Source organism: Acidisoma sp. S159, from assembly GCF_009766125.1.
Lineage (GTDB): Bacteria > Pseudomonadota > Alphaproteobacteria > Acetobacterales > Acetobacteraceae > Acidisoma.
Genome location: NZ_LMUG01000059.1, coordinates 872,479 through 894,789 on the forward strand (window position 1 = coordinate 872,479; position 22,311 = coordinate 894,789).

Here is a 22,311-nt window from a genome sequence, read left to right on the forward strand (position 1 = left end):
GCGCGCATTAACCGTTAACTTGCCGCTTCGGACTCGCTGAACGCCTCTATCCCGGTTTCTGGAGTGACATCGATGCTGACCATGGCCTTCGCGCGGGCGGCCCTGCCCAAGTCGGGTGCGCTCGCGCTCCTCGTTGCCGAGGAAGAGGCGCTGTCCGGCATCGCAAAGACGCTGGATGAGGCGAGCGCGGGCGGCGTCACGCGGGCCTTGGAGGCCGCCGCCTTCAAAGGCCAGAAGGCCAAGACCTGCCTGCTGTTCTCCCCCGCCGCCGGTTTCACCCGAGTCGTTTTCATCGGTCTCGGCAAGCGAGCCGAAGTCACGGCCAGCGTCGCCGAGGAAGCCGGCGGCGCCATTGCCTCCGCTTTGTCGCAGGAGGCGACTGCCGCCGTCTCCGCTGAGGGCTTGCGCAGCGAGGACGCCGCTCATCTGGCATTTGGCGCCGCGTTACGGGCCTATCGCTTCGATCGCTACCGCACGAAGGAAAAGGCGGAGGACAAACCCAAGCTCGCCGGTCTTACGATCCTTGTTGATGATGCTCCCAAGGCGAAGGCCGCCTATGCGCCGCTTCAGGCGGTGGCCGAGGGAGTGTTTCTTAGCCGCGATCTCGTCAGCGAGCCGCCCAATGTGCTCAACCCGACGGAAATGGCCGAGCGCTGCAAGGCCCTGACGAAGCTCGGCGTGAAGGTCGAGATTCTAGGGCCGAAGGAACTCGACAAGCTTGGTTTCGGCGCCCTGATGGGTGTGGCGCAGGGCAGCGCCCAGGAACCGCGCGTCGTCATCATGCAGTGGAACGGCGCGGGCAAGGGTAAGCCGCGCAAGCCGCTCGCCTTCGTCGGCAAGGGTGTCACCTTCGACACCGGCGGCATCTCCATCAAGCCGGCCGGCGGGATGGAGGATATGAAATGGGACATGGCAGGCGCGGGCGCCGTGATCGGTCTCATGGCGGCACTCGCCGGGCGCAAGGCCAAGGCCGATGTGGTCGGGCTGGTGGGACTGGTCGAGAACATGCCCTCCGGCACCGCGCAGCGTCCGGGCGATGTGGTTACGACCTATTCCGGCCAGACCGTTGAGGTGCTGAACACCGACGCGGAAGGCCGCCTCGTGCTGGCCGATCTGCTTTGGTATGCGCAGGAAAAATTCGATCCGGCCTTCATGATCGACCTCGCGACGCTGACGGGCGCCATCATCGTGGCGCTCGGCCAGGAACATGCCGGACTATTCAGCAATGACGACGAATTGGCGCAAAAACTTTCGGCGGCGGGGCTCGCGACGGGCGAGAAGGCTTGGCGCATGCCGCTCGGGGATGCCTATGACAAGGCGATCAAATCCGACATCGCTGACATGAAGAACATCGGCGGACGGCAAGGGGGCGCGGTTGTAGCAGCGCAATTCATCCAGCGCTTCGTCAATAACAAGCCCTGGGTGCATCTCGACATTGCCGGTGTCGCCTGGTCCTCGAAGGATACGGCAATCACGCCGAAGGGTGCCACCGCTTACGGCGTGCGGCTGCTCGACCGGCTGGTGCGGGACCACTACGAGGGCTGAATGCCGCAGCCTTCGCTCTTCCTGCTCGCTGCTGCCGAACTGACGGCCGAGGTACCGCTTGTGCTGCCGGTCGCGCCCGGCGGCGTGCCACCTGAATACGCGGTTGCCGCCAAGGCGGCAGGATTTACGGCGGTGCCCGGTCAGGTGCTGACACTCTGGGGTGTTGGGCGCACGGCTACGATCCTGGTTGGGCTCGATCCCGCTGACCCGGAAGCCGCCGGCGCTCAGGCGGCGTCGAGTTTGCCGCGCGCGCCGCGTCTCGCGATCGATGGTCGCGGCCTGCCGCGCGCAATGGCGACAGCGATTGCCGTGGGCGCCGCGCTGCGCTCCTGGCGCTTTCCCACCAATCGCTTCGCTGAGGATCCGGAAGCGATGGTGATCGGGCGCATCGATCTCGTCGTCGAGGATGCCAGGAAGGAAGGCAAACATTGGCGGCGCGCGCTGGCGGTTCTGGAAGGTGTCGGTTTCGCCCGGGATCTGGTGGCCGAACCGTCCAACACTCTCACGCCGGCGCTTTTCGTGAAGCGGCTGCGGCCGCTGACCGATCTGGGCCTGAAACTCGATGTCATCCCGGCGGAGGATTTCGCGGCGAAGGGTCTGCGTCTCATCGCGGCCGTAGGCGGCGGTTCAGTGAACCCGCCTTGCCTCGTGGTGATGCGGTGGAAGGGTAAGCTCGACCTGCCGCCGCTCGCCTTTGTTGGCAAGGGCATCACCTTCGATACCGGCGGCATTTCCATCAAGCCGGCGGATCGCATGTGGGACATGCGAGGCGACATGGCGGGCGCCGCCGCTTGCGTCGGCGCCATGGTCACGCTCGCGCGCCGCGAGTCACCAACGCCCGCCATCGCGGTTCTGGCGCTGGCGGAGAATATGATCGGCGCCACCTCCTATCGGCCCGGCGATATCCTGCGTAGCCACGCCGGGCGCACCATCGAGATCATTGATACCGACGCCGAGGGGCGCCTCGTGCTGTCCGACGCGCTTTCCTATGCCGTCGCGACCTACACCCCGCGCGCCATCGTCGATTTCGCGACCCTGACCCATGCCGTTTCCGTCGCGCTGGGGCATGAGCGCGCGGGCCTCTACGACAATGATGAGACCTTGGCGGCGCATCTCGGCGCGGCGGGGGAGGTTGTGGGTGAGCGCCTGTGGCGCATGCCGATCGGAGCCTCCCATCGCGAGGCGCTCAACTCCGAGGTCGCGGATCTGCGCCAATGCAATACCGGACGCCTCATCCCCGACGCGAGCCAGGCCGCCGCGCTGATGCGCGAATTCGTCGGCGATACGCCATGGGCGCATATCGACATCGGCGGCACCGAGCAGCGTGATGAAGGCGATGCGCGGTATAGCGCCGGGCCGACGGGCTTCGGCGTCCGGTTGCTCGATCAACTCGTGGCCGCGCGCTACGAGGATCCGGAGCATCCGTGAGGGATGTTGCGACTCGGATGATGCGGTTTGCCGTGACGCTTCAGACAAACCCCGATCGCAGCTAAACAACGCTTATGGCGGAGATCGGCTTCTACCACCTCACGCGTACCACTACCGACCAGGCGTTGCCGCCGTTGCTCGGCCGCACCCTTGCCGCGAAGCAGCGCGCCGTCATCCGTTGCGGCAGCGCGGAGCGGCTGGCGGCGCTCGACTCCGCGCTCTGGCTCTGTCCGGATCCGGATTGGCTGCCGCATGGCAGCGCCGCGACCGGTAAGCCGACGCGCCAGCCGATCTGGCTGACCGAGGCGGATGAGGCGCCGAATGAGGCGCGCTTCCTTTTCCTCATCGATGGCATGTCGAGCGACCGGCTTGCGGAATACGACCGAGTCTTCGATCTCTTCGACGGCAATGACGAGACCGCGGTCGCCGCGGCCCGCCAGCGTTGGGCGGCAGCCAAGGCCGCTGGCCACACGCTAAGCTATTGGCAGCAGGCGGCGCGCGGATGGGAAAAGAAGCTATGATGAAGCTCGCGACCTTGAGCGATCGCGCGGTTCTCGAAGTAACCGGGGAGGATCGCGTCGCCTTCCTTCAGGGGCTTGTCTCGCAGGATATCGCGCTGGCGGCGCCGGGGCGGGCATTGTGGTCGGCGCTGCTCACACCTCAAGGCAAATGGCTTGCCGATTTCTTTGTCCTGGCGGCGGGCGATCGCCTGTTGCTTGATGTGGAATCAGCCCAGCGCGACATGATCGCCGCTCGCCTGCTGCGTTACCGCCTCCGCGCCAAGGTCTCCGTGACTGCCCTGCCGCTCGCGGTTCAGGTCGCTTGGGGTGCCGCGCCTGATGCGTCGCCAAACATTCGTGCCCTCGCCCCCGATCCGCGCCTGCCCGAGGCCGGCTGGCGCATCCTCGCCGAGACGCCGCTGCCGACCAATGCCGATGCGGAGGAATGGGACCATTACCGCCTCACGCTCGGCCTTCCGGACGGTTCCCGCGACCTGGAGAGCGAGAAGACTGTATTGCTGGAGGCCGGCTTCGACGAGTTGAATGGCATATCCTGGACCAAGGGCTGCTACATGGGCCAGGAGCTGACGGCTCGCACCCGCTATCGCGGCTTGCTCAAGCGCCGCCTCGTGCCGGTTCGCATCGAAGGCACGCTTCCGCCACGCGGAACGCCCGTGATGCGGGACGGGTTGGAGGTCGGGACTTTGCGCTCGGGTCAGGGCGATCGCGGCATGGCCGTGCTGCGGCTGGAAGCGTTGCGGACCGGCGGGATGCTCGGCGTTGGCGAGGCGCGGCTGGAGGCCGAGATTCCCGGATGGATGCGCCTGCCCGAAGCGTGAGGCGAAACCGCAGTATCCGTTAGTTCACGATAGCCCAGTTGCCCTGGGTCGTCCGGCACCAGTTGAGGTGATACGGCGTGCGGTCGGTGGTGTGTCCGGTGACGAAAGTGTAGCGGAAGAGCCGGCAGTTCATGCCCTTCTCCTTCGTCGACTTCACATACGTCACCGTTCCGCTATGGCCGTTTTTGGGGTTTGACCAACTGCCCTCGCGGGGCCCCTCGGGCGCCAGATTTCCCGCCGCCTCCTGCACCATTTTCAGATCGACTCGGCTGAGACCCTTGGGGAGGTAGGATTCCTGCGCCATCGCCGGTGCGGCGAGCGCGAGGAAACCAAGCATGCCGGCGGCTGTCAAAGAAGACTGACGCATGATGAGGGACTCCGGAAACTGGACTAAGCGGATGATTGGTCGCCCGGATGCCAGGTAAGGTCAACGGCCGCGATGCAAAGACTTCCTCGGCGGGATTGGCCTCGCGCTTCATTGCCGGCCATTCGCTAGCGTTCAGCGCCATAGCCGCGGTTGCCTTGCGGGCGGCCGCCGTGCAGCATGCACCCGCTGTAAAAGAGCCGCCCTGTCTCGGTCGCCTGTCTTGCCCTCGCGGGCTGGCGGTCGGTCGTGCCAATGTAGCGGCCCGTCCGAGGAGCGAGATCCATGGCTGAGTTGAAGCGCCGCTACACCGGCATCTTTCCCGTTGTCCCAACGACTTTCGACGAGCAAGGGGCGCTCGACCTGGCGAGCCAGATGCGCTGCATCGATTTCATGATCGACGCCGGGTCGGACGGGCTTTGCATCCTCGCGAATTTCTCCGAGCAATTCGTGTTGTCCGATGAAGAGCGCGAACTGCTCACCAGCCGCATTCTCAAGCATGTTGGCGGGCGGGTGCCGGTGATCGTCACCACGACGCATTACAGCTCCCGCATCTGCGCCGAGCGTAGCCGGCGCGCGCAGGATCAGGGTGCGGTGATGGTGATGATCATGCCGCCTTACCACGGCGCGACCTTCCGCGTGCCGGAGGCTGGGATCTTCGCCTTTTTCCAGAAGGTCTCGGACGCGATCACCATTCCGATCATGATCCAGGATGCGCCCGCCGCCGGAACGCCGCTTTCCGCGCCTTTCCTTGCGCGCATGGCGAAGGAGATCGCGCAGGTCTCCTACTTCAAGATCGAGGTGGCGAATGCCGCGCAGAAGCTGCGGGAGATCATCAGGCTGGGCGGCGACGCGATCGAGGGACCCTGGGACGGCGAGGAAGCCATCACCCTGCTGGCCGACCTCGATGCGGGGGCGACCGGCGCCATGACGGCGGGCGCCTATCCGGACGGGCTGAAGCCCATCGTTCATGATTATCTGGCCGGCAACCGGGAAGCGGCGGTGGAGCGCTACGGCCGGTGGCTGCCGCTGATCAATTACGAGAACCGCCAATGCGGCTTGCTAGCCTGCAAGGCGCTGATGAAAGAGGGCGGCGTGATCGCCTGCGACGCGCCGCGCCATCCAATCCCGTCAATGAGCCCCGAGACGAGGGCCGGGCTTCTGGATACCGCGCGGCGTCTGGACCCGCTGGTTCTGCGCTGGACGAAGTAATCCGCGAGACGAACGCCGCACCGTCGCGGCGATCACCTCATTGATGGTGGGTTGCCCTAAGCGACACGATCGACCAGCACCACGGGCTCGCCTCCGAGATTGACGACACCGACCTGGTAGCCGGCAGAGGATGGGGCGCCGCTGAAGGTGATGGCGCTGATGCCGGTATCCGTTTTGATCGCGAGGGTCTCTCCGGCCAAACCACCCATGCCCATCACGCCACCCCAACTCGGCGTCGCGCTGAGCGTGTTCGGCATGAACAGAGCCACGAGATCACCGACGCCGAGGTTCTGGATCGCGTCCCATACATTGACGCCGCCTGTGTTCATGGAGATTTGCGAAACGCCGGTCCCCGCATCGACCAAGTTCGAGCCGGCGCCCGCATCGATAAAGTTCTGGCCGCCCTGAACCTTGATGGCGTCCGATCCAGCGCCTGTCTGAATATAGACGTTATTGCCATTCGCCGTCACGGCCTCGCCCGTCAGAGCGCCACCGTCGATGAACTGCGACTTCACATAGCTCAGCCCGACGGTCGGGGTGTCCCCGGCGACGATAGAGGTCCCGCTTTGGTTGGAAACCGTGAAGCTTGTCAGCTGCGGGACGACCTTGGCCGGAGTCGACGAAGCAGCCGCCGCCACAGCGTTGGCTGCGGTGGCGGTTGCAGGGTAGAGAAATCGCGCGCCATCGATGTCGGTCTGGTTCAAACCACGATTGGCCGAGGTCAGGAAAACGTTCTCGATAGAGTTGGGGTCGCTCGAAACGCCAAAGCCGAGCGCATGGCCGATCTCATGAAGAGCAAGTTGGTTGAGCGTTGTGTCCGTGTCACTGTTTCCGCTGGGACGCTCGTAAAGCAGCGCGCCGTTCACGCTGGCGAGCGGCATCTCGTTCGGGTCTTCGAGGCGGATGACGACCGAGCCGTCGTTGATGATGCCGTTCGCGTCCCATGCCAGGCTAGTGATCCCCAGCAGGCCACTCGCGCTGTTGTTGTCGGCATAGCCCAAGTAGATATCGGAGGTTTGGCCTGGTGCTTCCTCCTGAAACTTAATACCAGTGACGCTCGACCATTCGTTAAAAGCGGCTTCAATCGCCGCCTGCTGGGCGCCGTCGGTTATGTTTGAAGAAAAGTTGATCCCATCTTCGGCCTGATCGGCGAAGCTCCAGGTAACGGTTTCTCCCGCTGCCCATTTGGCACCAATAGTACTGAATTGAGCCATAGTATATGACCGCCACACATAAGTGGGATAAGCGAAATGCTTCCCGGCGTAGATAAACGCTTGCGGCAACTCTAGAAGCGAGCTGCGCATAATCATTACTTAAGTAAGTCCGTTTAGTGATTATTACCGGGAGTTAATTGACATTACTCTCTGTGAGCAACAAGGTTATTCACTCGTCATTGACGCAACGGAGTAGTGCTGAGTTTGGAAGGCATTGTATAGTCATGAAGGTCTTAGTCGTTTGGGGAGGAAAACATAGGCTCGGGTATCGTACCTGGCGGTGTTGCTCCCAAAGAGGGGAGGCGATTCGGTCATGGAGAGTGGGAATCGTAAGTCTGAACGCAAATAGTCATTATTCGACTAAGCTGCTGAGCAGTGACGGTAGTAAGTCCACGTCTCCAGTTACTTATCAAGTGCAGCGACGGCGTAGTCCGGGGCGTTGAAGGAGCTCAAAAGATATCAGCGCCCTGACCGTTCGGTGAGGAAAGGGTGAAGACGTAATCTCGACTCGCTTGGCCATCTCCCTAAGAGAGAGCGAGATTCATTCTCGGTTGCCCAAAACATAAACTTTCGCGCGAATAATCATTACGAAATTGACGCGAGCCACTAATGGTTACGGCGTGTCAATGTAATCGCCATGTATCGTTAACGAATTCGTCGACCCGCACACGAGAGAAAGGGGTAGCTCTGAACAATCGCTGCATTCCAACATAGGCTAAAGGATGGTCATCGTTTCGGGGTAGGATATAACTGCAGTCGTCGCGAGCGATCTGGTCCTTCTCCAAAGGAGCGCCACGCAAATCGTTAGGTTGTAGTAACGTCATCCTTCAACCGCCGGATTTTAGCCCGCTCGGCCTTCTCATATCGGCCGTCTTGGGCAGTCCCGCTCTTATAGGGTGTGTGCGTTACCGCGGGGTTAGCGCGGTGGGTCATGCTTGCATATTTCCTCATCGCACTATGCGTGGGGCACAGCATGGGGCCGCCTCCCGGCGGTCGAGCCTTGCGTGACGCGTGAACTCCCCCCTAGGCTGGCCGATATGGTTCCCGCGGGCGCCTGAATGAGACGGCCCTGGTCCTCGGCATAAGGTGGCCCGGTGGTCAGGCCTGACCGCGCGGACGGTTGATGTGTCGAGAGGATCTCGGTGTCTGCCTTCATTGCCTATCGTCCCGCCACCGGGAATCTCCGCCGACGCGTCGCGGGCCTCTTCGGCTTGCTTGGCGTCGTCAACATTGGCGCCTGGATCTGGGCTTTCGCCGCCTTCCACGGCCAGCCCTTTCTGCTGACGACCGGCCTGCTGGCCTATGGCTTCGGACTCCGCCATGCGGTCGATGCCGACCACATCGCCGCGATCGACAATGTGACTCGCAAGCTCATGCAGGAGGGGAAACGTCCGGTCTCGGTCGGGCTGTTCTTCGCACTCGGCCATTCGACGGTCGTGGTGGTGGTGGCCGCGGCGGTCGCCGCCACGGCGGCAGCACTCGAGGGAAGGTTCGCAGCTTGGAAGAGTGTCGGCGGCTTTCTCTCGACCGGCGTCTCCGCGCTATTCCTGTTCCTGATCGCGGCGATGAATATCGTGATTCTGCAAGGCGTCTGGCGAACCTTCCGGCACGTCCGCCATGGCGGGCGCTACGTGGACGAGGATTTCGACCTCCTGCTTAACAAACGCGGGCTGCTTGCCCGCCTGTTCGGCCCGGCTTTCAGCTTGGTGACGTCAAGCTGGCACATGCTGCCCATCGGCCTCCTCTTCGGCCTCGGCTTCGACACCGCGACAGAGGTGAGCCTCCTCGGTATCTCCGCCCATGAGGTGGCGAAAGGCCTCTCCTTATGGTCTGTCCTGGTCTTCCCCGCGCTGTTCGCCGCGGGGATGTGCCTTGTCGACAGCACGGACGGGGTGCTGATGCTGGGTGCTTATGAATGGGCCTTCGTCAAGCCGATCCGGAAACTCTACTACAACCTCACCATCACGCTGGTTTCGATCGCGGTGGCGGTACTGATCGGCGGCATCGAGGTGCTCGGACTGCTAGCCGGCCAATTCGAGCTGAGGGGCCCGATCTGGCGGGCCGTCGAAAGGCTCAACGGCAACTTCAGCAATCTGGGTTTCGCCATCATCGGCGTTTTCTTCGCCGGTTGGATTGTCTCAATGCTGATCTACCGCATCAAGGGCTATGACAGCCTGGAGCGGCAAGCTTCCTAGCCTGGGATGACGGGCTTGTCGCTTGTCCTCGAGTGACCACTCGGCCCCCTGGCCCCAGTCTTCGGATCCATCAGCGCCACTCGCCGCCCGTGCGGCGCTGCTGTGGCGAAGGCGGCCACGAGGCTGACGCGGTTACTGCTGCGCGTTCACCGGTAACGCCACATTAATGCGGTTGCCCCAGACTGCGCGCACCGTGGCGAGAGCGCGGCACAGCCTCAGCAGCGACCGACTTACTGGCTCGTTACGGGACCATACGTGTGGACACGAAAATCGACCGTCGCTCATCGTCTGCAGCCGCGCTGGGGGCGCCCAAGCCAGCTCTAACGGACGACCAGGGGTGCGACGCTTATCGGGTTATACTCACAGTGGTCGCGCTCTTGACCGCTCCGTTCTGGCTCCCAGCGTGGATAACCTATCGCTGGTTGCAAGGAATGTAGGTGGTGCGGCCGGCGGAGGCGTTGATAGCTGGCCAGAGGTAAACTTACACAGGCAAGGGGTTGTTTCCGCCGTTACCGTGCCCTGCCTGTAGACATAAACGAAGCTTTATATCGGCGCGCGTCGACCATGCCTTGATTTAGAGGTGCGAAAAGCAGGTCAGTCCAGGGGAGACTATCAGCAACTCGGCGCCCGATGGTCCCGCCGGATGCCTGCACTCGGCGGCCGTCGCCGCTCTGATTGCGCCGCTCACGGACCGGCTGTCTCGATCGACCGCGAGAAGCACGACGACGACACGTCCTCCCGATAGCGCTGCGCGACGCAACACGGCTATTGCCGTGCCCGGTTCGAGCAGCGCGATGCGAAGCCCGTTGGGTGCGGCGGTGGCGAAGGCCGCGACAAGACCGACGCCATCATTGCCCCGCGGGAGGAGAACCAGGCCATTCGGTCCGGCGGCACGCACGGCGGCAAGCGCCGCAGTCCCCTCCGGCTGCATCGTTTCGGGCCGCACGATCAAACCAGCGACGCTGAGCGCCTGCGCCGCCAGAACCGCGCGGCACAACAACCGAGCGACGGCCACTTCGCGCAGCGCGGCCGCCAGCATGAGCGCGAAAGGCGGCAGCGCGAAGGTGAGATAACGGATCTCGACCGGCATGGATCCCGCCGCCCAGCCCATCGCGACAAGGCCCAAAGGCGCGGCAAGCGCGGCCATCCCCCAAAGGTCGCGCGCGTCGCGCGGTTCGACACGGCGCCACCGCAGCACCGGCATGGAAAGCATCGTGCCCAAAAGCAACGCCAGCAACCCGGTGGCCGTAACCCGATACACGCCGCCGATATAAAGCGGCAGCCCGCCGAGCAGAGCCCCACCGATGGCGCGGCCGAAGGCAGCCGGCAGCTGAGCCCAGGCAAAAGGCTCGAATTGGCCGATGCGGCTGCCGCGCTGGGCGACGAAGACATAAAAATCGGACGCGAGGAAGGGCGCCAATCCGCCAAACATCGCCGCGCTTTGCAGCAAGCCACGCGGACGGCGGGAAAGACTCCAAAGCAAGGCGGCGGCAGCCGGAAAACCCGCGAGATAGTTGGTGAATGAGGCCGCCCCCAGCGACGCGCCACTCGCAAGGGCCAGCGCCGGACGGTCCTTCCGCCGCGCCAGCAAAGCCAGCAGCAGCCCCGCCACCGACAGGCACTGCGCAAGGGCAAAGCCCCGCGCAACGACACCACTCCCCACGAAGCCGTAGCACCCCAGTGTGAGCAGCATGGGCAACCCCGGCGGCAATCCTGTGACCCGGGCGGTCGCACCCACCAGCGCCAGCGCGCCGAGGCTGAGCAGCACCGAGAGCATTCGCGTGACGCGCAAATCGGGGCCAAAGCAGCGACGCCATCCCCAGGCAAGCCAGAAATAAAGCGGCGGATGCACATCGGTCTGCCGCAGCATTTCGAGGATTGCCGCCGGTGTGGGTGCGGGGAGGAATGCGGCGCGCATCTCGGCCACGCGGAACGGCGTCCGCGGCCAATCAGGCCGGGCCTCGCGTCCCGTCACGAATGCCGTGTAGCCCTCGTCATATTCCGGTCCGCGGCAAACCGCCGCGAGCGACAGCACTACCGCCCCAAGCGTGAGTATGGACAGGAAGCGCCGGTTCGCCGTCATGCCTCACCATCTCGCGGGCGGCATAAGGATGCAACATCGATATGAAATGACCCGTGGCAAAGGAATTGGGAGATCAGTCGTTTGCCGCCGGGGACCCGCCATGCTACCGGCCGCGCCATGGCGAAAAGCCGCAACACGAAGTTCCGCACCCCTAAGGCGTTCAAGGTCATCGTGCGGCACCCCTGGCTGAAGGGGTTCTTCGCCCTGGCGCTTGGGAACTATCTCGCCTTCGTTTTGCGCACCACGCAGTGGCAGTTCGAGGGCCTGGAGCACCTCGAACCTGTTTTCCAAAACCGTCACCCCTGCATCCTCACCTTCTGGCACGAGCGGCTACCCATGATGCCGCGCCTCGCCCTTCGCTCGCAGCAGGAGGGGATCAGGATGCGTACGCATGTCCTTGTCAGCCGCCACAATGACGGGCGTTTTATCGGCCGGGTCGTTGGCCGTTTCGGCCTCGATACAGTCATCGGCTCCTCATCCTCAGGCGGGCGGGAGAGCCTTCGGCGGATGCTGCTGTTACTGAGGGAAGGGCATAACGTTGCGATCACCCCGGATGGCCCGCGCGGACCGGCGAAGGTCGCGGCCTTTGGCGTGGCGCAGGTCGCGGCGGCGACGGGCGTGCCGGTGGTTCCCGCCGCCGCCCAATGCCGCTGGCATTTCCGGCTGCCGAGCTGGGACAGCATGGTCGTGCCGTTTCCCTTCGGGCGCGGCGCCATTGTCTGTGGTCCCGCGATCCTCGTTCCGCGCCAGGGTTGGGCCGAATTCGTGCCGATGATCGCGGCGGCGATCGACGCGGTCTCCCGCCAGAGCGATCGCCTCTGCAATGTCTGATCGGGCCCGCCTATGAGCCTTACTCTCGGCGCCTGGTCGGGCCTCGGCCGGATCGCCGCGCCGGCCCTGCGTATCATGCTTCGCCGCCGCCTCGCCGTCGGTAAGGAGATCGCTGGCCGCCTGCCTGAGCGCGAGGGCATCGAGAGCCTGCCGCGCCCGGACGGCCTGCTGTTCTGGCTGCATGCCGCGAGCCTGGGCGAGACCGCCTCGATCCTGCCGGTGCTGGCGGTACTGGCGCGGGATCCTGGCACTTTCCTGGTCACCACGGGCACCGTCACGGCGGCCCGGCTGCTGGCTCAAAGGCTGCCGCTGATGGGGCTGGCAGAGCGCGTCATCCACCGTTTCGTGCCGCTGGACGTGCCCGCCTGGGCAAGTCGTTTCCTCGACCATTGGCGGCCGAATGCCGCGGGCTTTGTCGAAAGTGAGATCTGGCCGAATCTCCTCATCGCGTCGCGGCGTCGCGGCATCCCGCTGATGCTCATCAACGCGCGGCTTTCGGCGCGCAGCCTGTCGCGCTGGCGCATGGTGCCGGCAACCGCGCGGGCACTGCTCAGCGGCTTCGCGCTCATTCATCCGCAAAGCGCGGGCGATGCCGAGCGTTTCGCCTCAATCGCCCCCTCGGATGCGCGGATCTTGCCGCCGGGCAACCTCAAGCTCGCGGCGCCACCCTTGCCGGTGGATCAGGCGGAACTGTCCCACCTCTCCACCTTGATCGGCGGGCCGGTCTGGATCGCCGCAAGCCTTCATCGTGGCGAGGACGAGATGGTGCTCGCCGCGCATCAGAGCCTCGCCGCGACGCATCCCGGCATTCTCACCATCATCGTGCCGCGCCATCCGGAGCGCGGCGGGGCCATCGCCGAACTGGCGGGCGGCGCGCCGCAGCGCTCCCTCGGTGCGCCGCCTCCCCGGAGCGGTGGAGTCTGGGTGGCCGATACGGTGGGCGAGCTTGGCCTGATCTATCGGCTGGCGCCGGTGGCCTTTGTCGGTGGCAGCCTGATCCCGCATGGCGGTCAGAACCCGGCGGAGCCCGCCCGCCTCGCCCGCGCCGTCGGCATCGGACCCCACACCGCCAACTTCACCGAGACCGTGGCGCTGCTGCGGGAGGGCGGCGCGCTTACCGAGATCCCGAACGCCAACGAGATCGCGCCGTGGGTCGATGCGCGGCTGCGCGACCCCTGGGGCACCACCGCCAGCGGCGAGCGCGGCGCGAAACTCCTGGACGGTTTCTCGACCATCCCGGCCGAGGTCGCGGCGATGCTGCGCGACCTCGCGACACCACGCGCGGCGTAACTCGCATGAGGGCGCCGGAATTTTGGGCGCGGGACGGCTGTCTGCCACGGCTGCTCGCCCCGGGCTCCATGGTGACCGGCTGGATGACCGCCCGGCGCGTCGCCAAGCCAGGGTGGCGCGCGCCGGTGCCGGTGTTCTGCTGCGGCAATGCGAGCGTCGGCGGCTCGGGCAAGACAACTGTTGCGCTGGATTTGCTGCAGCGCCTCCAGTCCCGCGCGCTCACGCCTCACGCGTTGCTGCGGGGCTATGGCGGGCGAGAGAAAGGACCGCTGCGGGTTGATCTGGAGCGCCACGACGCGGCGCAAGTCGGGGACGAGGCGCTTTTGCTCGCCGCTTGCGCGCCTACCTGGATCGCGGCTGACCGCGCGGCGGGCGCGCGCGCCGCGGTGGCGGCGGGGGCCAGCGCCATCGTCATGGATGACGGACTGCAGAATTCGGGTCTGCTCAAATCCTGCAGCCTGCTGGTGATCGATGGAGGCGCCGGCTTCGGCAATGGACGACTACTGCCCGCCGGTCCACTGCGGGAACCCATCGCCGCAGCGGCCGCGCGTTGCCAAGCGGCGGTCCTGATCGGCGAGGATGCCAAGGACGCCCGCGCGGCGCTGCCATCCGGCATTCCGCTATTCGCGGCGAAGCTCGTGCAGGACCTCGGCGATCTCGCGCCCGGCACTGACTATCTCGCCTTCGCCGGCATCGGGCGGCCGGAGAAATTCTTCGCCGGCCTCCGGGCATCGGGCGTTTCGCTCCGCGCCACGCAGGCCTTTCCCGATCACCATGCCTATGCCGAGCGGGATCTAGCCCGCCTGCTCGAACGCGCGGCGGCGTCCGGGTTGAGACTTGTCACCACGCCGAAGGACGCCGTTCGCTTGCCGCCAGCCTGGCGGGAGCGCGTTGATGTCGCCGGCGTCACATTAAGCTGGGAAGATCCCGGTCAAATCGACGCTTTGCTCAACCAGGCGTTGCAATGAACGGCCGGCCCCATAATCTGCGGCCGGCAGACGGAGCCGTCGAGGGACATGGCTGACAACCCGCAACAACCGGCCATCGTCACCACCATCCCCGAAGCGACCCCGGTGTCGGTAGTGCCGGATCCGCCGCGCGCCTCGCCGTATCGCCGCCGCATACTGACAATCTTCGGCTGCCTGATCGCGATCCTGCTGCTTTGGATCGGCTCGGGCTATGTCTTCGCCTTCACGGATGACGCCTTCCTCACCTCCGACCTCGTTTCCATCGCGCCGCAGGTGACCGGGCCGATCGCTTCCGTCGATATCCAGGACAATCAACTGGTCGCCGCCGGAGCGCCGCTCTTCACCATCGACCCCACGCCCTACAAATATGAACTCGACCGCGCCACGGCGGACGCCGCGCAGGCAAGTTCGCAGCTGCCAATCGACCAAACCTTGCTGGAAAGTGCCACCGACGCGCGAGCCGGCGCCCTGGCACAGCTGCGCCTCGCGGAATCCGACCTCACGCGCGCCACCAGCCTGAATCATGCGGGCTTCGCTTCCGTGCAGGCTCTGCAGGAGGCGCAGACGACCGAACAGCGCACCACCGACCGGCTCCGCGCTGCCCAATCCGCGGTGATCGCGGCGCAACAAACGCTGCGGCTGCACGAGATCGCGCTCGGCGCCGCCGAGGCCAACCGGCTGATCGCGCTCTGGCGCCTCGCAAGAACGAAAATAGTCGCGCCGGTCGCCGGGCGAGTGGCACATCTCACCTTGCGTGTCGGTGATATGGCGGATGCCAGCACGCCGATGATCGCCCTGATCGCGGCGGATGGCTGGCGTGTCGTCGCGAATTACAAGGAATCGGTGCTGCGTCATCTCCATCCCGGCGCCGTCGCCTGGGTCTGGCTCGACACGCAGCCCTGGCATTTTTTCCGGGCGCGCGTGCAAGGGGTCGCGCCCGGTATCCGCCGCAGTCAGGAGGATCCCGGCCTGCTGCCCTATGTTTCCCCGACCGTCGATTGGATCCGGCTCGCCCGCCGCTTGCCCGTGCGCTTCACCCTCGATAATCCACCGCCTGAAGACGAGCGCTTCATGGGCTCCGACGCCCGCGTCTTCATTCTCTTCTAATCGGCCATGTCCTCTCCCGCCCTCGACGCGCTGCGTCCGATCCCGAGCGCGCTTTGGCAGGAAACGCGGGCATTGGCGGCGGATCTCAGCACCTGGCGCGAACCGGTCAAAGCTGTGCTTGCGGTTCTGCTGGCGACCGCCGTCTCCTGCGCCTTTCATCTCGAGGACAATGCCTGGGCCGCGCTAAGCGGCTTTCTCGTCATGCGTACCAGTTTCGGAGAATCAGCGCCGCGCGGCGGCCAGCGCATGCTCGGCACCCTGGCGGGCGCTGCACTCGGCTTCGGCCTCGCCCGCTATACATCCGCCTCGGTCCCGCTGCTCATGGTGACCTTCGTCGTCGTCACCTTTGTCTGCGTCTACCAATCGACGGTCAGCGTCGCGAGCTATGCCTGGGTGCTGTTCGGTGTCACCGCGGCAATGGTCATGACCGCGGCCTTCGCGTCACCCGCCGACACGATAGACTTCGCGAGCACGCGGATTGCGGAGGTCGGCATCGGCACGCTCTGCGGCATCGTCGTCTCGGGTTTGTTCGAGCTGTTCCGGCAGCCCAGCGCGCCGCCGCCGCAGCCTTTGCCCTCGCCCGGCAGCCGTCTCACGCTGCGCCGCCTGCTCGATGAGAATTGGCGCCGTGACCATGCCGCCATCCTGGCGCATGCGAGCCGGGCGGCCATCGCGGTGGGGTCGCTGCCCCTGGTCTGGCGCGCCTTCAGCATCACCGACATTTCCGCGACGGCGGTCACTTCCTTCATCGTCATGATCATGCCGGCGACCGTCGTGGAGCAAGAGGGGATAGCCGCGATCTATCAGCGTGCGGTCTATCGCGTGCTCGGCTGCGTCATGGGCGGCCTGCTGGCGCTGCTGTTGCTGCCTCTCGCCGGCGACAGCCTGCCACTCTATGGCCTGACGCTGGCCTTGGGCGTGGGTATCGGCGTCCATATTCAAGGCGGCCGCTCCGGCCTTTCCTACGTCGGCACGCAGTTCTGTTTCGCCTTCATCGTGACTCTTGTGCAGGGACCAGGCCCGGCGACCAGTATCACGCCGGGATTTCAACGGCTGGTCGGCATCGCCATCGGCTGCCTCGTGCTCGGTGCGGTGGTGGTGGTGTGGCCGCCGCCACCGGTGCGGACGCGGCGCGCCGCGTGACCGCGACGGCACTCACGCTGACCCTCGGCGCTGTCGCGCTCGAGGCGGCGCTGGGCTATCCGGACACGCTGTTTCGCCGCATCCGCCATCCCGTTTCCTGGGTCGGTGCGCTGATCGCCCGGCTCGATACCAGCGTGAACGATCCCGTAGTGTCAGATGCGCGGCGGCGCTTTCGCGGCGTGGCGGCTTTGCTGCTCATCCTCCTCATCGTCGTGCTCGCCATGGTCCTGTTGCAGGTGCTGGCGCTGCGTCTGCTCGGCCGTTGGCTGGGCCTGTTGCTGCTGGCGCTGTTCGCCTCCAGCCTGCTCGCGCAGCGCAGTTTGCACACTCATGTCGCGGCGGTGGCCGGCGGGCTGGAGCGTGGGGGTGTCGATGCCGGGCGCGTGGCGGTCGCGCAAATCGTTGGTCGTAATCCGGCTTTCCTCGACGAGGCCGGCATCTGCCGCGCGGCCATCGAGAGTCTCGCGGAGAACTTCTCGGATGGCGTGGTGGCGCCCGTATTTTGGGGCGCTTGTTGCGGCCTGCCCGGCATGGCGACCTACAAGGCGATCAATACCGCCGACAGCATGATCGGCCATCGGACATCCCGTCACCTCGCCTTCGGCTGGGCGGCGGCGCGGCTCGACGATGTGGTGAACCTGCCGGCATCCCGGCTTTCGGCAGCGCTCTTGCTGTTCGCTGCTCTCGTCACGGGCGGGGATTGGCGAAGCGGCGCCCGCGCCATCGGGCGAGACGCGGGCCACCACCGTTCGCCGAATGCGGGCTGGCCGGAGGCGGCGATGGCCGGAGTTCTCGGCCTCCGCCTCGCCGGGCCACGCGTCTATGGCGAGACGCTGGTGGAGGATGGCTGGATGGGCGACGGCCGCGCCGCGCTGACCGCTGCCGACATCCGCGCCGCGCTCCGGCTGTACCGTGTCGCGTGCTGGTGCCAGGCCGGCGTGTTGTTGCTGCTGGCGTTGTTTCTTCGCTGATCTCCTCACTTGATGCCCCGGGCCCTCTAGCTGTTCCCGATTAACACCCCCGTCGCGAAGACCAGCGCACCGCCGAGCGCTACCTGAATCGTCGCCGAGATCGGTGGCGTGTCCATGTATTTCCAGCGGATCCAGCTGATCACGCCGAGTTCCACCAGCACCACGGCGATGGCGAGGAACAGTGCCGTGTGGAAGTCGTGCAGGAGGAAGGGCAGGCTGTGTCCGAGGCCGCCGATCGTCGTCATCAGCCCGCAGACCAAGCCGCGAACCACCGGCGACCCACGGCCGGTGAGGCTTCCGTTATCTGAAAGCGCCTCTGCGAAGGCCATCGAGATGCCCGCGCCAAGTGACGCGGAAACCCCGACCAGGAAGGCCGACCACGTATTGCCTGTCGCGAAGGCGGCCGCGAAAAGCGGCGCCAAGGTCGAGACCGAGCCGTCCATGAGCCCGGCCAGACCCGGCTGGATGACGCGGAGCAGCCAGGAGCGGCGAGCCGCCTCGTCCTCGCTATGCAGCGCCTCCTCGCCAAGGTTCCGCTCCACCAGATCATCGGCGCGCAGCTCATGCGCGGTCTCGGCCAAGGCGAGGTCGCCGAGCAGCTTGCGGATCGAGGCGTCCTGGCTGCGTGCGGCGGCACGGGTGTAGAATTGGAAGGCCTCGACCTCCATCGACTGCATGTGAGCCCGTGCCATGGCGACAGAGAGTGGCCGGATCTGCCACACCGGCTTGCGCGCGATGAAGCCGCGAATGTCCTGCCGGCGGATCAGCGGAATATGGTCACCGAATTTCTCCTGATACAGCGTGAGCAGGTCATGGCGGTGGCCACTTTCCTCCTGCGCCATCTCCAGGAAGACATGCGCGGTGCTCGGATAGTCGGTGCGCAGGCTCTCCGCCATATCGGCATAGATGCGGCCATCCTCCTCCTCGTTGCCGATGGCCAGGGCCAGGATTTCGCGTTCGGAGAGGTCGGAGAAGTTGCGCATCGCGCTGGAGTCTGACGATCGCGCCCGGAACGATCAAGTCGAGATCGAAACGATGCGAATCGCTCGCATTCGCATCGGGTTCTAGACCTCCGGCGCCTGTGTCATAGGTGTCGGCTGATCGCTTTGAGGGATGGGTTATGACGCTGGATCATGCGCCGGGGCTTGAGGATGTCGTGGCGGCGCAACACGCGCTGCGGGCGAAGGCGCCGCTCGTCCAGTGCCTGACGAATGCCGTCTCGACCAATTTCATGGCGAATGTGCTGCTCGCGGTGGGCGCCGCTCCGGCGATGGTCGACAACCCGGAGGAGGCCGGCCTCTTCGCCGGCATTGCGGATGCCGTGCTGGTCAATCTCGGTACGCCGACGGCGGCGCAGGTCGAGGGTATGCGGCTCGCCACCGCCGCGGCGCGCGCCGCCGGGCGGCCCTGGGTGCTCGACCCGATCGGCGCTGGCGGCCTGCCGTGGCGCGGCCAGATCGCCGTTGAATTGCTGCGCGACCGACCTGCGATCATCCGCGGCAATGCCTCGGAGATCATCGGCCTGGCGGGCCTCGGCGCGGGCGGGCGAGGGGTCGATAGCGCCATCGACGCCCCGGCGGCGGTGCCCGCCGCGGTGGCGCTGCTGGTGCATGCCGCTACCGTCTCGGCCTCCGGCCCGATCGATCATGTGGTGGGGCGGGTCGGCGAGCGGATCATTTTGGTGCGCGTCTCGGGCGGCAGCGCCTGGTTGCCGCGCGTGACCGCGACGGGGTGCGTGCTCGGCGCGCTCGCCGCCGCCTATGCGTCTGCTGCGCCCGATCCGTTCACCGCCATTGTCGCCGCGCATGCCCATATGGCGGTCGCTTCCGAACGGGCGGAAGCGCGCGCCAGTGGACCAGGCAGCTTCGCCGCCGCATTCCTCGACGCGCTTGACGCTGTGGGCGAGGCGGAGTTGCGCGAGCATGCGCGGATCGGCGCGGGCGAGGCGGTGGGAGCTTAGGCTTGCGGAAGTCCGACCGTGATCGGGGCTAGGTTTGGTTTGTTAGTTTCGTGTCAACGCATGCTTGCTCACATGAAGGGATAGGGAATCGCGAAGGAACTATTTGATGAGACTTGGTGTGGGTACCGCGAAGGACGCCAGTCCTGCCGCCTTGACGGGCATTCCCGTTAGCGACGGCGAGAACAAGTTCCAGCACATCGTCAGTCAGCGGAAGGCTGAGGCTTTTCACAAGCCGGGCATCCACGGGATAGGGCGTTCGGATAGGCTTCGTGCGCCCGTGGGACCCGGATTCATTGCACGCGGGGGACAGAGACGCACCGCCCCGGCGCGGGAGCCCATCCCGGCAGCGCCTTCGGCTCTCGTTCCCGACAAGTTTTTGTCCCCGATCGGCAAGAAGGCGCTCGAGATTCTCCTCAAGGATAAGCCGGAAGCGCTCGTGGCCCTTAAAACAGTGCTGGAGCTCGAACCAGGAGAAACTCCCGCGGACGACGATCTTCTCAAAATCATCGACGCGTTGCCCGATAGCTATCTATCCACGCTCAGCGTGCAGCAGGCCCGGGATCTCTTCCTGAACAAGCCGGAGGCGCTGTCGAGGCTCAAGGTGGCGCTGGGGCTCAGACCCGGAGACGTTTCCAGCGACGCCGATCTCTGGATGATTGTCGGTGCATGGGACGTGAACCACGAAGCCGAGAAATACGAGGCGCGGAAAAACCCCGCTGCGCCATCGCCTTGACCCGACGCATGAAAATCATACGCAAACTGCAACGGTGATCACGCCTCGTCAATCCTCGCGGCCGCAAAATGTGGCGTCAGGATCCCAACGAGGACAGCGACAGCATGACTTTAACCATCGATCGCATAGGCCACCCCAAGCTTGTCGTGAGGAGATCAGATGGGAACGTCCGGTTTCGCGAGTTGCTGGACTTTGCCGCGCGAAAGTTGGCTGTATCCGGAGATGCTTCTCCGGCGCCATTTGCACCGAGAAATCGAAAATTCGCGAGCCAGTTGCTGAATGGAGCTCGGAAGCCGCCGTCAAGGTAGAAGCCGGCCTTGCGGGTGGGCTGAAAGAAGCGCTTCCACCGAAACCGCTCAATGCCGGAAGTGGCGCATCCCCGTCAGCACCATCGCGATACCGGCGGCATCGGCCGCTGCGATGACTTCCTCGTCCCGCATAGAGCCGCCGGGCTGAATGACCGCCGTGGCGCCCGCGGCAATGATCGTTTCGAGCCCATCAGCGAAGGGAAAGAACGCGTCCGAGGCAGCGACGGATCCCTGCGTGCTGGGCCGCACACGTCCCGCCGCCTTGTCTGCCTCTGCTGCCTTCCACGCGGCGATCCGGGCGCTATCGACGCGGCTCATCTGACCCGCGCCGATGCCGACGGTCGCTTGATCACGCGCATAGATAATCGCATTCGACTTCACATGCTTCGCGACCCGAAAGGCGAAGAGCAGGTCGAGGAACTCCGCCTCACTGGGCGCACGTTTCGTCACCACGCGCAGATCGGCGCGGGCAACCCGGCCCGCATCGCGCGACTGCAACAGAAAACCGCCCGAAACCGAGCGGAAGCTGGTGCCGGGTGCCGCCGGATCAGGCAGCGCACCGGTCAGCAACAGCCGCAGGTTCTTCTTCGCGGCAAGGACGGTCTGCGCTTCGGCACTCGCATCCGGCGCGACGATGACCTCAGTGAAGATTGTCGCGATCCTTGTGGCTGTCGCGGCATCGAGCGGCCGGTTCAACGCCACGATGCCGCCGAAAGCGCTCACCGGATCGCAGGCCAATGCCGCATCCCACGCAATCGCCATGCTGGTGGCGGAAGCCACTCCACAGGGATTCGCGTGTTTGACGATAACCACGGTGGGTTCAGCGAATTCCGCGACGCACTCGAAGGCCGCGTCGGTGTCGTTGAGGTTGTTGTAGGACAGTTCCTTGCCCTGCACCTGCCGCGCGGTGGCGACGCCGGGCCGCTGGTCGGTGACGTAGAACGCTGCGGTTTGGTGGGGATTTTCGCCGTAGCGTAGCCGCTGGCGCAACCGGCCGGCGATGGCGAAACGCTCCGGCGCCGTCTCTTCGGCCTCACGCGCGAACCAGGCGGCGATCGCAACGTCATAGGCCGCGGTGCGCGCATAGGCAGCAGCGGCAAGGGCGCGCCGCAGGCTCAGTTCGGTACCGCCCTCGGCGAGCGCCGTCTGCACTTGGTCATATTGCGAGGGGTCCGTCAGAACCACCACGAAGTCATGGTTTTTCGCCGCGGCACGGATCAAAGCCGGACCGCCGATGTCGATATTTTCGATCGTGGTCTCGGCATCGGCATTTCGGGCGACCGTCGCCTCAAAGGGGTAGAGATTCACCGCCAGCAGATCGATCGGCGCGATGCCGTGGCGATCCATCTGCGCGATATGCTCGGGAAGGTCTCGCCGCGCGAGCAATCCGCCATGGATTTGCGGCACCAGCGTTTTCACGCGGCCATCCAGGATCTCCGGGAAGCCGGTGTGGTCGGAAACTTCCGTCACCTCGAAGCCGGCCTCGCGCAGCGCGCGGGCGGTGCCGCCGGTCGAGAGGATCTCTGCCCCCACGGCCGCGAGAGACGCCGCGAGAGGCAGCAGCCCCGTTTTGTCGGAGACCGAGATTAGGGCGCGGCGAACGGGGATAAGGCTCATGGG

19 protein-coding genes are annotated in these 22,311 nt (G+C 65.4%); 14 read left to right on the top strand and 5 right to left on the bottom strand.

Features of this window, described 5'->3' with window-relative positions; translation table 11 throughout:
• The first annotated feature begins 72 nt into the window (after nt 1-72).
• The 4 genes from GSQ92_RS20805 (at nt 73) to GSQ92_RS20820 (ending at nt 4,312) form a co-directional block, all read left to right on the top strand.
• Nucleotides 73-1,545 carry a leucyl aminopeptidase gene (locus GSQ92_RS20805; RefSeq protein WP_158804418.1) on the top strand — a complete coding sequence of 491 codons (1,473 nt, stop codon included), beginning with the start codon at nt 73-75 and terminating at the stop codon, nt 1,543-1,545.
• Nucleotides 1,546-2,973, top strand: a complete 1,428-nt coding sequence (locus GSQ92_RS20810) for a M17 family metallopeptidase (protein ID WP_158804417.1) — start codon at nt 1,546-1,548, stop codon at nt 2,971-2,973.
• A 74-nt stretch (nt 2,974-3,047) separates the two neighbouring features.
• Entirely contained in the window at nt 3,048-3,494 is a 447-nt protein-coding gene (locus GSQ92_RS20815) for a DNA polymerase III subunit chi (RefSeq protein WP_158804416.1), read from the top strand.
• Nucleotides 3,476-4,312 (top strand): folate-binding protein YgfZ, encoded by an 837-nt coding sequence (locus tag GSQ92_RS20820; RefSeq protein ID WP_254065783.1) that lies wholly within the window; start codon nt 3,476-3,478, stop codon nt 4,310-4,312. The genes GSQ92_RS20815 and GSQ92_RS20820 overlap by 19 nt, the downstream gene beginning before the upstream one ends.
• 19 nt (nt 4,313-4,331) lie before the next feature.
• Here GSQ92_RS20820 and GSQ92_RS20825 read toward each other — a convergent pair whose 3' ends face one another.
• On the bottom strand, nt 4,332-4,679 hold the full coding sequence (locus tag GSQ92_RS20825) for an RT0821/Lpp0805 family surface protein (protein WP_158804415.1): 348 nt from the start codon (nt 4,677-4,679) through the stop codon (nt 4,332-4,334).
• 282 nt (nt 4,680-4,961) lie between these two features.
• Between GSQ92_RS20825 and GSQ92_RS20830 the strand changes: the two genes are divergently transcribed.
• Nucleotides 4,962-5,888: a dihydrodipicolinate synthase family protein gene (locus GSQ92_RS20830; protein ID WP_174246690.1), complete on the top strand. Its 927-nt coding sequence runs from the start codon at nt 4,962-4,964 to the stop codon at nt 5,886-5,888.
• A gap of 56 nt (nt 5,889-5,944) precedes the next feature.
• On the opposite strand, the gene GSQ92_RS20835 is transcribed toward GSQ92_RS20830, so the two are convergent.
• Nucleotides 5,945-7,102: a matrixin family metalloprotease gene (locus GSQ92_RS20835; RefSeq protein ID WP_158804414.1), complete on the bottom strand. Its 1,158-nt coding sequence runs from the start codon at nt 7,100-7,102 to the stop codon at nt 5,945-5,947.
• A 1,142-nt stretch (nt 7,103-8,244) separates the two neighbouring features.
• Here GSQ92_RS20835 and GSQ92_RS20840 point away from each other — a divergent pair.
• Nucleotides 8,245-9,297, top strand: a complete 1,053-nt coding sequence (locus tag GSQ92_RS20840) for a HoxN/HupN/NixA family nickel/cobalt transporter (RefSeq protein WP_159013885.1) — start codon at nt 8,245-8,247, stop codon at nt 9,295-9,297.
• Between the two features lie 574 nt (nt 9,298-9,871).
• Here the strand turns inward: GSQ92_RS20840 and GSQ92_RS20845 are convergent.
• The gene (locus tag GSQ92_RS20845; protein WP_159013886.1) at nt 9,872-11,380 is read right to left on the bottom strand and encodes a glycosyltransferase family 39 protein; all 1,509 of its coding nucleotides are present in this window, start codon (nt 11,378-11,380) and stop codon (nt 9,872-9,874) included.
• An 81-nt stretch (nt 11,381-11,461) separates the two neighbouring features.
• Here GSQ92_RS20845 and GSQ92_RS20850 point away from each other — a divergent pair, with 81 nt between their 5' ends.
• Genes GSQ92_RS20850 through cbiB form a run of 6 tightly spaced genes read left to right on the top strand, consistent with a single transcriptional unit; the run spans nt 11,462 to nt 17,690 of the window.
• Nucleotides 11,462-12,211, top strand: a complete 750-nt coding sequence (locus tag GSQ92_RS20850) for a lysophospholipid acyltransferase family protein (protein WP_158804411.1) — start codon at nt 11,462-11,464, stop codon at nt 12,209-12,211.
• A 12-nt stretch (nt 12,212-12,223) separates the two neighbouring features.
• Nucleotides 12,224-13,501, top strand: coding sequence for a 3-deoxy-D-manno-octulosonic acid transferase (locus GSQ92_RS20855; protein ID WP_158804410.1), 1,278 nt, complete (start codon nt 12,224-12,226; stop codon nt 13,499-13,501).
• Nucleotides 13,502-13,506: 5 nt separating this feature from the next.
• Entirely contained in the window at nt 13,507-14,469 is a 963-nt protein-coding gene (gene lpxK / locus GSQ92_RS20860) for a tetraacyldisaccharide 4'-kinase (RefSeq protein WP_158804409.1), read from the top strand.
• Nucleotides 14,470-14,517: 48 nt separating this feature from the next.
• Nucleotides 14,518-15,576: an HlyD family secretion protein gene (locus GSQ92_RS20865; RefSeq protein WP_158804408.1), complete on the top strand. Its 1,059-nt coding sequence runs from the start codon at nt 14,518-14,520 to the stop codon at nt 15,574-15,576.
• A gap of 6 nt (nt 15,577-15,582) precedes the next feature.
• Nucleotides 15,583-16,719: an FUSC family protein gene (locus tag GSQ92_RS20870; protein WP_158804407.1), complete on the top strand. Its 1,137-nt coding sequence runs from the start codon at nt 15,583-15,585 to the stop codon at nt 16,717-16,719.
• Nucleotides 16,680-17,690, top strand: coding sequence for an adenosylcobinamide-phosphate synthase CbiB (gene cbiB / locus GSQ92_RS20875; RefSeq protein WP_371418041.1), 1,011 nt, complete (start codon nt 16,680-16,682; stop codon nt 17,688-17,690). The genes GSQ92_RS20870 and cbiB overlap by 40 nt, the downstream gene beginning before the upstream one ends.
• A gap of 26 nt (nt 17,691-17,716) precedes the next feature.
• On the opposite strand, the gene mbfA is transcribed toward cbiB, so the two are convergent.
• Complete coding sequence (mbfA, locus tag GSQ92_RS20880) at nt 17,717-18,673, bottom strand: iron exporter MbfA (RefSeq protein ID WP_158804406.1); 957 nt, start codon at nt 18,671-18,673, stop codon at nt 17,717-17,719.
• A 137-nt stretch (nt 18,674-18,810) separates the two neighbouring features.
• On the opposite strand from mbfA, the gene thiM reads away from it, so the two are divergent.
• Nucleotides 18,811-19,650: a hydroxyethylthiazole kinase gene (thiM, locus tag GSQ92_RS20885; RefSeq protein ID WP_159013887.1), complete on the top strand. Its 840-nt coding sequence runs from the start codon at nt 18,811-18,813 to the stop codon at nt 19,648-19,650.
• A 376-nt stretch (nt 19,651-20,026) separates the two neighbouring features.
• Entirely contained in the window at nt 20,027-20,383 is a 357-nt protein-coding gene (locus tag GSQ92_RS20890; RefSeq protein ID WP_159013888.1) for a hypothetical protein, read from the top strand.
• 356 nt (nt 20,384-20,739) lie between these two features.
• On the opposite strand, the gene purH is transcribed toward GSQ92_RS20890, so the two are convergent.
• Nucleotides 20,740-22,308, bottom strand: a complete 1,569-nt coding sequence (purH, locus tag GSQ92_RS20895) for a bifunctional phosphoribosylaminoimidazolecarboxamide formyltransferase/IMP cyclohydrolase (protein ID WP_158804403.1) — start codon at nt 22,306-22,308, stop codon at nt 20,740-20,742.
• Nucleotides 22,309-22,311: the final 3 nt, after the last annotated feature.